Source organism: Shewanella sp. A22 (genome assembly GCF_053850585.1).
Genome location: NZ_JBSQBN010000054.1, coordinates 17,000 through 29,156 on the forward strand (window position 1 = coordinate 17,000; position 12,157 = coordinate 29,156).

The window sequence follows — 12,157 nt, forward strand, 5'->3', positions numbered from 1 at the left end:
GTTTCTCCTTAACGTGGGTAACTTTGGCGAGGTCGTTCAAAAAGTTGAATACGCTCTTCAATATAACTGGTTGCTTGTTTGCACTTTCCTAAACGACGATGCATCAAAAGGATATCATTTTGCAATTTTATTTTGTCATCACTATGACAGAATTCAAGATTTGCTTCCAATTGTTGTATTTTTTGCTCTATTCTATTCGCCCAATTTAAGTGTTTATTGAGTTCGGCATAGAGTTGATGGCTATTTTGCATAATATTACTGGCAATCCAACCAAAGCCACTGTCTTGTGCTGCTTGTTGCTGTTTTTTTGCGTAGCGTGCTCTATTACTGGCTTTACGCTGCGCTTCTGATTTTAGATTAATATCGGTGGTGAGCAAAGCTCTGCGCAACGCGCTAAATCGGTCTTGAATACGATCGCAACTGAGTTGGATAACATTACTACCCAATTTAAGGGAAAGTTGTTTTTCAAGTTGTTGAAGATCTTTACGTAACTGGGCAATGCAAGGGCTTAGTTGAGCACCTTGTTGGGCAAATAACTGATTATTAAAGCGTTCAATTTCTTGTAAAGATTGGCGTTGTGATGGTGCTAAATTTTGGTCATGGATCAATGAATCTTGCTCAAGCTGTGCGAGCTGTTGTTTTAACATTGAGACTAATTGTTGGGTGTTCATACCCATGCACTCCACGTTAGATGGACTGCTATCGACAATACCATAATAATAAAAATTGGCTTAATAAAAGGTATCCCAAATCGAATTGCGCTTTTAGCGCCGATAAATGAGCCAGCCATCATGCATATTCCCATCCATAGACCTAGCACCCATTGTACTTGTCCCATTGAGGCGAAGATTATTAATGCCGTTACGTTACTTACGGCCGTCATAACCCGCGCTAGTGCGCAGCTGTGCAGTAGAGGGAGTTTGTGCAGTGAAATTGACGAGACAGTCCAAAAAGCACCAATACCTGGTCCTGCAAATCCATCGTATCCACCCAAAATAAATCCTTGGCTAACTTGTTTATTTGTTGATGATGGCAATTTGGGAAGCGTAATATTTTTGTCGCCCATTGCTTTAGGACTCAACAAGGTATAAATCGCTATGCTAATAATGAGCAGTGGTAAGATTTTTTCAAGCCATTTTGGATCAATTAAAAACACCAAAATACACCCTGCGATAGAACCTATTAGCGTGGCATAAATGCAGGTTTTCCATATTTTGGGGTTAAATAAATGTTGTCTATAAAATGTGTAGCTTGAGGTTAATGAGCCAAAGCATGCGGCTAATTTATTGGTGCCTAATGCTAAGTGGGGCGGGATACCCACCGTAAGCAATGCCGGAATAGAAAGCAGTCCACCGCCACCAACGATAGCATCAATAAAACCGGCAATAATCCCTATCACTGCTAATACGGCCCAATGGCTAGGGTCTAATAATAAATCCAACTCAATACCTATTCAATTACGCGTCTAAAGGGAGGAAGGGCATCAATTAATGATTTGCCATAACGTTTCGTGACCAAACGGCGGTCTAAAATAGTGACTCGGCCATAATCTTGTTCTTTTCTAAGAAGTCGGCCACAACTTTGGACTAATTTACGTGAAGCATCGGGAATTGTCAGCTGTAAAAATGGGTTGCCGCCTTTTACTTTTAGGTATTCTGCATGAGCTTGTTCTACTGGAGAAGTTGGAACGGCAAACGGAAGTTTGGTAATGATTAAATTTGTTAAATAATCCCCAGGTAAATCGAGACCTTCAGAAAAACTGCCCGTGCCAAAAATAATACTGGCTTGCCCTTCGTCACAACGTTTTTTATGTTGTTCTAAGATCTGTTGCCGGGGAATGGCGCCCTGGACAAAAAGTTGATCTTTAGGGATTTTGCCTTCAACCAACTCGACCACTTTATCCATTTGCCAATATGAAGCAAATAGGACTAAGGTTGCCATTTCACCATCGATTAATGCAATAATGTGCTCAGCAAGTTCAGCAGTATAATTATCGTCAGTCGGTTCGCACACCATTTGAGGAATAAATAAGGTCGCATTATTTTCGTAATCGAAAGGGGATAACAAGGCCAAAAAACGACTACCATCATTCATTGATAGTCCCACTTGATGAGCAAAATGGTTGAAGCTATTTAACGCTCTAAGTGTTGCGCTACACAATACCACTCCAGCGGCTTTTTGCCACAACATAGACTCCAGCATAAAGCCGACCTCGATAGGCGATGAACAAAATAAATAATCTTGTTGTTTACCGGTAATTAATTCTGCCCAACGTGCCATTGGTGCGCCTTTTTTACTGTCTTCTTTGGCCATCATCTTCCATAACTTATGTAAGTTATCTAGCCGCTGTAAGATAAATCCGGTTTCAGACAACAAACCTTCCGACTGATGTTTAGGCACTTCACCATCTTTGATTGCTTCATTTAATACCGACACCACTTTATTAAACTGCTTCACTGCAGAGCCAGAAGCCGTAGCAAGATTTTCTGCTTGAATTAATAATGATTGCGGCAATTGACCATGTTCAAAACGAAGTCTAGATTCAGGGTTAGCAAACAGCTGTGGTTGAGTATCACAATAATGAGCCACTTGAGTCAGAAGATTAGTTAAGTCGGTAATGTGATCAAGCATCGCCTGTACGGGGGCGATAATGTGGGTGGTTTTCAATTGATTTTGTAATTTAGAACAGGTTTTGGATGCTTTTTCTAACCAGTCACAAGCACCACGCAATGTAGCTTGAGCACTGGAGAAGTCTCTTGCAACAATGGGCAAGTGGTGAGCCTCATCGATGACATAAAACATGTCTTCTGGCTCGGGTAAAATGACGCCACCGCCAAGCTCTAAATCGGCAAATAGTAGGCTGTGATTAACAATTAATACATCCCATGTGTCGACATCTTCACGGGCTTTGTGAAACGGGCAATTATGATGCGCAGACACTTGACGATGGCAGCTGTGTTTGTCGCAACAAATTTGTTGCCATAAAAAATCAGGAATAGGATGCTTTAAGGTATCTATTTCACCATTCCAGCGTTTTTGATGAAAGTCTTGATGCAGTTTTTGTAATTCATTTATTTGACTTTGATCGGGCTTAGTCTGCCACATAGCCATTTGTGAACCATCTTGTGCACCTATCATGGCTTCAAGTTTGGCCAAACAGACATAACGCTGGCGACCTTTTACTAACCCAAATTTAAACTCAATTCCTGATTGCTGCAAAAAGTGAGGCAGATCTTTGTGGAGTAATTGTTCTTGAAGTGCCACGGTTGCGGTGGCAATACAGACTTTCTTTTTACTGGCAACCGCTAAAGGTATAGCGCCTAAGATATAGGACAAGGATTTACCAATACCTGTTCCAGCCTCAACCACAATAATGCGACGGTCTTTGTCATACTCACCCGCTAAGGTTTTAGATATTTCCGCTACCATATAGTTTTGTTCGCGACGAGATCGAAATTGTGGCATAGATGCGGCAACTTCTTTATAAATGGTGCGAATTTGACTTTTTATGTTATCCGGTAGCATAGGAAGTATGATTTCTGCATAGACTGAATTATGCTGTACATAATAACAGTGAATTAGCATGCCACGAAGTAATAAATCAAATTGAGTAAACTTGTGCAGGAATTCGTACCCGTAGTGAAGCTGACAAATAACCCTGAGACTAATATCAATCTGAAGGGACTGATATTAACTCGCCATGCCATTTATCGGCATGGGCAATTAGTGCTTCAATATTATATTAAAACGGCTCAGGGCCCTGTGTTAGCTGAGCTTTATCACAGTGAAGTGATATGTTTCTGCCGTCAGCAAGATGTTAATCAATTAATTCAAAGAGCTGGTTTTGCACTTAGAACTGAATCGATATCATTGATGAGTTTTGCCCATGAACCCATAACAGCCTTATATCTTAAATCAAATACGCAATTAAAATTACTTAGCCGTATTGCCAATGATATTGGTATTACGCTATTTGAAGCCGATATAAGGCCTGAACAACGTTATCTTATCGAACGGTTTATTGCCTTAGATATAGAATGCAATGGGCGCTATCAAACGGTTAATTCAACTTCATCAATTTCTTTATTAGAGATTAATCGGGCTAGAAAAATACCCGCTAACGAACCTGTTGATATTCATTTGAAGATGGTTTCACTGGATTTTGAGTGTAGTTTTGCTGGTGAACTTTATTCGGTCGGTTTGTATGGAATAGATTATCAATGCGTCATTATGGTGGGCGAACCACAAGCACAATGCCATGAGTTTATTATTTGGGTTAAGGATGAAGTTGAGCTTATACAGAGATTAATTGCATGGTTTAGCGACTATGATCCCGATATTATCATCGGTTGGGCAGTGGTCACCTTTGACTTAGCCTTGCTGTATAAACGCTGCGCATTACATCAAATCCCATTAACCATCGGCCGAGGTGATACTGAACTTAGCTGGAAAGTGGCTGACAAATATCGGCCTGAAACCTTATCGCTACCCGGACGTGTAGTACTGGATGGTATTGATTGGCTTAAAGCGGCATTTTATCAATTTGATAGTTTTTCGTTAGAGTCTGTTTCGCGGCACTTATTAGCCGAAGGGAAAGCCATTGACCATGTTGAAAATCGTGGTCAAGAAATCACTCATTTATTTGAAACAGACAAGAATGCACTGGCTTTTTATAACCTTACGGACTGTCGTTTGGTATGGGATATTTTCGAAAAAACTCAATTACTAGATTTTGCTCTTGAACGAGCCAAATTAACCGGCTTAGAGTTTGGTCGTGTTGGCGCATCTATTGCCGCATTTTATCATTTGTATCTACCTCACTTACATCGAAGTGGCTTTGTTGCGCCAGCCCATCCCGCTAGTCAGGGGCTTGAGAGTCCCGGCGGATATGTTATGTCATCTATCCCAGGCTACTATAAAGATGTTTTGGTATTAGATTTTAAAAGCTTGTATCCGTCGATTATCAGAACATTCCTTATTGATCCCAAAGGATTAATTGAAGGTTTGCATGACAGTAATTGTAATGTTGATAACACTACTGTAGATGGATATCTAGGCGCTAAATTCAGTCGGAATAAACCTATTTTACCAGCGTTAATTGCAAGTTTAGCGGAACAACGTGAGCGGGCTAAACGCGATAAAAATGCACCTTTATCACAAGCAATAAAAATTATTATGAACTCGTTATATGGCGTATTAGGCTCTCGAGGTTGTGTATTTCATGATGCAAAACTTGCCAGTTCTATTACCATGCGCGGTCATCAGATAATGAAACTGACTAAACAATGGATAGAAGAGTGTGGTTATCAAGTGATTTATGGCGATACCGATTCTACATTTGTGTGGTTAGGGAATCATCATGGGATTAATGACATCCAAGCGGTTGGTGAGCACTTGTCGACATCAATTACTCAACGCTGGCTTGAATGGTGCGCAGATGAATATCAATTAGACAGTTATCTTGAACTCGAATTTGAAACCCACTTTGAACAATTTATTATGCCTACGCTTAGAGGTTCTGATGAGGGCAGTAAAAAACGTTATGTCGGTGCAGTGTTAAATGACACTCAACAATTGAAACTGACGTTTAAAGGTATGGAACAGGTAAGAAGTGATTGGAGCCCTATCGCGCGAAGAATGCAATATCATTTATATGAATTGTTTTTCAAGGGCGAGGATGTCATTGATTACTTGAGCAATGAGCTGGCGGCAATTAAAAGTGGCGCTAGAGATAATGAACTTATTTTCAAAAAACGATTGAGGAGAAATGTTGAAGATTACACCGCTAAATCATCCCCTCATGTAAAAGCCGCTAAACAGCTTGCTCAACTTCTGGATGACGTAAACGTGACTCGTAAAGGACAACAAATTAAATACGTTATGACGTTGACTGGCGCACAGGCAATTGAAGCAAAACCACAGAATATCGATTATGAATATTATATAAGTAAGCAAATTCGGCCCATAGCAGATCCTATTTTACAACTGAGTGGTTATAGTTTTGACTCTATGATAAATAACCAGATGATTTTAATCTAAATTATTTTATTCCAATAATAATACTAAGCGGTGTCAGTAACTGATTTTAAGTGGTAGTTTGTTTGATCTTACGTCTGATGTTATTCAATGACCGTTAAGTTCTATATTTGAAAATGGCCAAACTATCAACCACTGTAATGTGAAAGGTGTGTATTCGCTCTTTGGTGAATCGTGCTAGCGATTAATCGCGAGAAATCTTGATTCGCCAATGTCTACAAAGTGCTCAATACTTTTACTATTATCAACGAGTGTAATGTAAACTTTTTGGTTGAAGGTGACTTTATTAGAAATTGGTGTAAATTAAAATGTTGTTTTTTTGTTCACTCACTTTTTTTAGTGAAGTGTAATTTATGACCCAAGCTCTTTATTTGTATATTATTTGTTTTTTAATTATTGAGATTGTACAGGTACTGTTAATATTACATTACAACGCAGTTGATGTAATATGCTGCTAAAATAATCGCATCAAGAGTAAATTTGTTATAGGCACCATTATATTTGTTATAAACAGTAAATATAATTGTGATGATAATTCGTTTTATCTAGTTGATTTTAAATTGAAAAATAATTTAGTGTAACACTTAATTACTACAGATTTATGTTGAAGATGTATATTTATTCACCTTTCATTTACATTCCTTATCTTAACTGCTCTTTCCACTAGTCTTTACGCTTTGCAAATGTTGACACAGGTCAACATTTTGTGAAATGATGCCAACGGGTCTGCGCCTTAATCGGTGCAGAAAAGGGAAGAAAACAAACAATCACAAGAAAAAGACGTACTTAGTGAATTGGCATTGATAACTATTTTAGATCATCGCTATTTTGCTAGGTTGAACTTTTTAATTCACTTCAAATTGGTTGGGAACTATGTCCAAGGTAAGCAATAGAACAAAAATCGCTACTGCACTTGTTGGCGCTCTAGCTTTAGCTGGTAGCAACTTCGTTGTTGCAGATCCACTAGCTGACGTTCAAAAAGCAGATAGCAGCCTTAACGCTGCTTCAGCTGCGTCACAAAAGAAAGTCGACAAATATTTTGACCAAGCACAAGACATGCTCTTTGAGTATGGCAGCGTTGCTGATGAGCGTGAATCATTGAAGTCATATAATGATTACGTTGCAGGCTTGGTAGCTGATCAACAAAAAACACTCGATTCTATTCAAACTGACATCAACGGTGTCGATAAACTCCGTCAAGGTGTTGTGCCATTAATGTTTAAAATGGTTGATGCTTTAGAGCAGTTTGTAAATTTAGATTTACCTTTCAACAGCGAAACGCGTCATGCTCGTGTTGAAAATCTAAAAGATATCCTTAACACTGCAGAAGTAACATTAGCAGAGAAGTATCGTCTTATTCTTGATGCTTATAGCATTGAACGTGAATACGGTAACTTCGTTGCAGTTCATACTGGTAAGCTAAACCTAGATGGAAAAGAAGTGTTAGTTGATTTCTTTAATTTAGGTCGTGTTGCTCTTTATGCACAAAGCTTAGATCAAAAAATAGCATGGATGTATGACGCTGACACTAAAGCTTGGAACAAGTTAGAAGACAGCTATCTACGCGACATCACAAAAGGTATCCGCATTGCTCGTAAGCAAGGCGCACTAGACCTATTCGCATTACCAATTCCTGCTGCGGAGACTGCACAATAATGAAGAAGTTAATTACATCAGCGCTAGTGGCTGCAACTTTCTCTTTAACTGCTGGTATGGTTTCTGCTGCAGATGCACCAAAAACTATCGACCAACTGTTACAACAAGTTAAAGTCGACCGTGCTAACGAAGGTAAGTCTAACGCTAAGCGCGAAAGAGAGTTTCAAGCTGAACGAGGCGATAAAGCCGCATTACTTAAGCGTGAAAAGAACGCGCTTTCTGCTGAAAAGCAACGTGGTAAAGATTTAAACCAAGCATTCTTAGATAACGAGCGTAAAATTGCTCAGTTAGAAGAAGACTTAAAAACAGCTCAAGGTGACTTGGGTGAAATGTTTGGTGTTGTTAAAGGTGAAGCGGGTGATTTTGCTGGTAAGTTAGCTGCGTCTAACATTAGCGCTCAGTACCCAGGTCGCGATACTTTTATAGCTGAATTAGGTGCTCGTAAATCACTCCCTAAAATTGAAGAGTTAGAACAATTTTGGGAAGCGCAATTATTTGAAATGGTTGAATCAGGGAAAGTTGTTAAGTTCAATGGTGCGGTAACAGCTATTGACGGTAACGTTGTAAATACTGCGATTCATCGTGTTGGTCCTTTCAACTTAACTGCTGAAGGTAAATACGTTGTTTATAAGCCAGAACTAAACTTAATCCAACAATTATCACAGCAGCCAGAAGGTTACCAAGTTAGCGCAGTTGGCGCTTGGGAAAACACGACTTCAGGCGTAGCGCCTTTCTATATTGATCCGGCTCGTGGCGTGTTATTAAACATCTTTACGAACAAAGCTAGTTTAGAAGACCGTTTAGAAGCTGGTGGAACGATTGGTTATATCATTCTTGCATTACTTGCTTTAGGTGCATTGATTGCGCTTGAACGTTTAGTGACTCTTACTATTATTGGCGGTAAAGTTAACAGCCAACGTAAGAACATTGATAAGCCTGGCAACAATGCATTAGGCCGTATCTTAAAAGTGTATCAAGAAAACAAAGACGTTGATGTTGAAACGTTAGAGTTAAAACTTGATGAAGCCATCTTAAAAGAAACACCCGCTTTAGAAGCGCGTATTTCTATTATTAAGGTCATTGCCGCTATTGCTCCTATGATGGGTCTTTTAGGTACTGTTACCGGTATGATTGCAACCTTCCAATCAATTCAATTATTCGGTACTGGTGACCCTAAATTGATGGCTGGTGGTATCTCTATGGCGCTTATTACGACTGTTCAAGGTCTAATCGCTGCATTGCCTCTGATGTTATTGCATGCAGTTGTTGTTGCTCGTAGCAAGTCAATTGTTCAAGTTCTTGAAGAGCAAAGTGCTGGTATTATCGCAGAACATGCTGAGAAGAGGGCTGACTAATGATGCTAATCCTGATGGACGTATGGGATTCCGTCAGGGGCTTCATGGCCTCCGGAGGCGATGTTCTCTGGTTGGTTGCAGCTGTGCTATTCCTTATGTGGGTGTTAATGCTTGAACGTTATTGGTATCTAAATTGGATATCGCCAAAACAACATCAAGCAGTGATAGCCTCATGGGAAGCAAGAGAAGAAACAACTTCTTGGCATGCTCACCGTATCCGTGAAGCTTGGGTATCCCAAGCGAAGCAAGATTTGAATGCACGTATGCTGTTAATTAAAACCTTAGTAGCCATTTGTCCAATGATTGGTTTATTAGGTACTGTAACCGGTATGATTTCAGTATTCGATGTGATGGCTGTTCAGGGGACGAGTAATGCTCGTTTAATGGCGGCTGGTATCTCAATGGCCACAATGCCAACTATGGCAGGAATGGTTGCAGCACTATCGGGTGTTTTCTTTAGCACACGTTTAGACTCAAAAATGAGAATCAGTTTACAAAAGCTAAAAGACAGCATGCCTCACCACTAGAGAGAGATTGAACATGGCACGTAAGAAGCATTCCACTATGGAAGAGGAAGCGCAAATTGATATGACCCCGATGTTAGACATCGTGTTTATCATGCTGATCTTCTTCATTGTAACAACATCGTTTGTTAAGCCATCAGGCTTAGACTACAACAAGCCTAAAGCGTCACAGGCTACGTCTAAACCATCGGCAAACATCTTTATTGGCATTAGTAAAAGTGGTGTCATTATGATGGAAAACCGTCAGGTTGATATCGAACGTGTAACGGCTAACGTAGAACGTATGCTAGCAGAAGCACCAGAAGCAGCTGTACTTATTCAAGCAGACAAAGACGCATTACATGGTTTAGTCGTTAAAGTGCTTGATAATGTTAAAGCTGCAGGTATTGACAAAATTTCAGTATCAGCGGGGAATGAGTAATATGCTAAGAGCACTCGTATCAATAATCATTGGTGCCGCAGTGACTTTCGGGCTGTTTGCTTTCATGGCTTTCCTAGTCGGCGGCGGTGCACAACGCAACGATGAGTCAGCGGAAACCCCTGTTATTGAAATTACGATGGATAAACAGGATTCGAAGGCACAGAAAAAACCAAGGGTTACACCTAAGCCACCTCCACCACCGGAGCAACCACCGAAGCCGGATACTACTCCGCCTGATTCATCAACCAATATAGACACCAATATGGCGTTTAATATGGGAGGCATTGAAGCCGGTGGGCCTAGTACTGGCTTTAAACTAGGTAACATGATGACCCGTGACGGTGATGCTACTCCTATCGTTCGTATTGAGCCTCAGTATCCAATTGCTGCAGCTCGTGATGGTAAAGAAGGTTGGGTTCAACTGACTTTTACCATTAACGAATTAGGTGGTGTAGAGGACGTTTCTGTCATCAAAGCAGAGCCTAGACGCGTATTCGATCGTGAAGCTGTTCGTGCATTGAAGAAATGGAAATACAAACCAAAGATTGTTGATGGTAAGCCATTAAAACAACCTGGTATGACAGTACAGCTAGACTTCACACTAGAGAAGAGGAGGTAGATAATGCGTAAACTTACTAGTATCGCTACAGCGTTATTACTTTCAATAAGTGGAAGTGCATTATTGTCAAACACTGTAGTTGCTGCTGAGAAATGTGAGATTGATAAACGTCAATCTCGCGCAGTTGGCGAAAGCGCTGCAAAAAAGGTTCAGAAATCTTTTGAAGCATATACTGAAGGTAATTTAGATCAAGCTATTGCAATATTGCTTGAAGCTAATGCCAGAAACGACTTTGACAAAGCTTATGTCAATCGTATGCTGGGTAACTTTTATGCTGAAAAAGGTCAGATGAAAACGGCAGTTAAGTACCTAAAAACTGCTGTTGACGCTGACATTCTTGGCGGCACAGACCATGCTGCAACAATGCGTTTGTATGCCGATTTACTTCTTCAAGAAAGAAAGTTTAAAGAAGCAATTCCATATTATTATAAGTGGATGGAATTTACCTGTAAGGCTGATGCACAAATGTATCGCCGAATTGGTATTGCCCACACTGAATTAAAAGAATGGAATAAAGTACTGCAAGTGGCTGATAAAGGGTTATCTTTAGCTGAAGCACCTGATAAAGGTTTGTATCAGATGAAGTTAACTGCTTACTTTAACCAGAAAAAGTACAAAGATGCCGTAAAAGTGTTAGAGACTATGGTGCCTTTGTTCCAAGACGATAAACGTCTCTGGGTTCAGTTAGCTCAGTTCTATTTGATGACTGAAGATTATGATAAATCACTAGCAACTTATGATTTAGCGTATAAAAATGGCTTTTTAGAGACCGACAGTAATATTACTCGTTTGTCTCAATTGCTAGCACAAAAAGGTTCGCCTTATAAAGCGGCTACCATTTTTGAAAAGCACATGAAGTCAGGGCTTATTGCTGAAAACGAGAAGAGTTTTACAACACTCGCTGGTTTTTTTCATAATGCTAAAGAGTTAAAAGAAGCTGCTTTCTATTATGGTAAAGCCGCTGCTGTTAGCAATAAAGGTGATTTGTATTTAAAACAAGGACGTATTCTTGCTTTAGATCAAAAATTCAATGATGCAATTCCTGTGCTAAAAAAAGCACTTGATGCAGGTATTGATAATCCTGGCGAAGCTCAATTTGAGTTAGCATTAGCTTATTTAAGTCTTAAAAAGTACAAGTCAGCTTATAAGCGTGCATTACTTGCCGCTAACGATAAAAAGACGCAACGAAGTGCTAAGAGTTATATTTCTTATATAAAAGAAAAAGCTCGGATTCATAACGTGACACTGTAATCGTTAACTTGATTCAAAAAAGCCCCTTTAAGGGGCTTTTTTATTGGCTCATAAAAATAATGGGGTTGCAATTATACCAATCTCATTAAATATCTGGTCAGTTCAGAGCCTCTCAGGTTTTTCAATTCAAGGCACATTGATGTAGAAATGGTTGTTGCCTTTTAAATTGATGTAACACAGAAGTGGAATACCTGAGAGACTCCATTCTGGCGGGTTTCAAAGTCCTTTATGCTTCGTTAGATGCTTTCAAAATACGACGGCATGGTCTATTTTTTTCCATAAAAAATAAGACATT

At 39.7% G+C, this 12,157-nt stretch carries 10 protein-coding genes; 7 read left to right on the forward strand and 3 right to left on the reverse strand.

Annotated features, from left to right (window positions below):
* Positions 1-8 precede the first annotated feature (8 nt).
* The 3 genes from ACWXWT_RS11285 to dinG are packed head-to-tail and all read right to left on the reverse strand — an operon-like array spanning position 9 to position 3,525.
* Positions 9-671 carry a primosomal replication protein gene (locus ACWXWT_RS11285; protein ID WP_456041682.1) on the reverse strand — a complete coding sequence of 221 codons (663 nt, stop codon included), beginning with the start codon at positions 669-671 and terminating at the stop codon, positions 9-11.
* Positions 668-1,441, reverse strand: a complete 774-nt coding sequence (locus tag ACWXWT_RS11290; RefSeq protein ID WP_456041683.1) for a TSUP family transporter — start codon at positions 1,439-1,441, stop codon at positions 668-670. The genes ACWXWT_RS11285 and ACWXWT_RS11290 overlap by 4 nt, the downstream gene beginning before the upstream one ends.
* 8 nt (positions 1,442-1,449) lie before the next feature.
* A complete protein-coding gene (gene dinG / locus ACWXWT_RS11295; RefSeq protein WP_456041684.1) occupies positions 1,450-3,525 on the reverse strand; it encodes an ATP-dependent DNA helicase DinG in 2,076 nt (691 codons plus the stop codon).
* A gap of 120 nt (positions 3,526-3,645) precedes the next feature.
* Between dinG and ACWXWT_RS11300 the strand changes: the two genes are divergently transcribed.
* The 7 genes from ACWXWT_RS11300 (at position 3,646) to ACWXWT_RS11330 (ending at position 11,862) form a co-directional block, all read left to right on the forward strand.
* Entirely contained in the window at positions 3,646-6,039 is a 2,394-nt protein-coding gene (locus ACWXWT_RS11300) for a DNA polymerase II (RefSeq protein WP_456041690.1), read from the forward strand.
* A gap of 870 nt (positions 6,040-6,909) precedes the next feature.
* Positions 6,910-7,692 (forward strand): DUF3450 domain-containing protein, encoded by a 783-nt coding sequence (locus ACWXWT_RS11305; RefSeq protein ID WP_456041685.1) that lies wholly within the window; start codon positions 6,910-6,912, stop codon positions 7,690-7,692.
* Positions 7,692-9,047 carry a MotA/TolQ/ExbB proton channel family protein gene (locus ACWXWT_RS11310; RefSeq protein ID WP_456041686.1) on the forward strand — a complete coding sequence of 452 codons (1,356 nt, stop codon included), beginning with the start codon at positions 7,692-7,694 and terminating at the stop codon, positions 9,045-9,047. The genes ACWXWT_RS11305 and ACWXWT_RS11310 overlap by 1 nt, the downstream gene beginning before the upstream one ends.
* Positions 9,047-9,574, forward strand: coding sequence for a MotA/TolQ/ExbB proton channel family protein (locus ACWXWT_RS11315; RefSeq protein ID WP_137221618.1), 528 nt, complete (start codon positions 9,047-9,049; stop codon positions 9,572-9,574). The genes ACWXWT_RS11310 and ACWXWT_RS11315 overlap by 1 nt, the downstream gene beginning before the upstream one ends.
* A gap of 13 nt (positions 9,575-9,587) precedes the next feature.
* Entirely contained in the window at positions 9,588-9,992 is a 405-nt protein-coding gene (locus tag ACWXWT_RS11320; protein ID WP_456041687.1) for an ExbD/TolR family protein, read from the forward strand.
* A 1-nt stretch (position 9,993) separates the two neighbouring features.
* Positions 9,994-10,611, forward strand: a complete 618-nt coding sequence (locus ACWXWT_RS11325; protein WP_456041688.1) for an energy transducer TonB — start codon at positions 9,994-9,996, stop codon at positions 10,609-10,611.
* 3 nt (positions 10,612-10,614) lie between these two features.
* Positions 10,615-11,862 (forward strand): tetratricopeptide repeat protein, encoded by a 1,248-nt coding sequence (locus tag ACWXWT_RS11330; protein ID WP_456041689.1) that lies wholly within the window; start codon positions 10,615-10,617, stop codon positions 11,860-11,862.
* Positions 11,863-12,157: the final 295 nt, after the last annotated feature.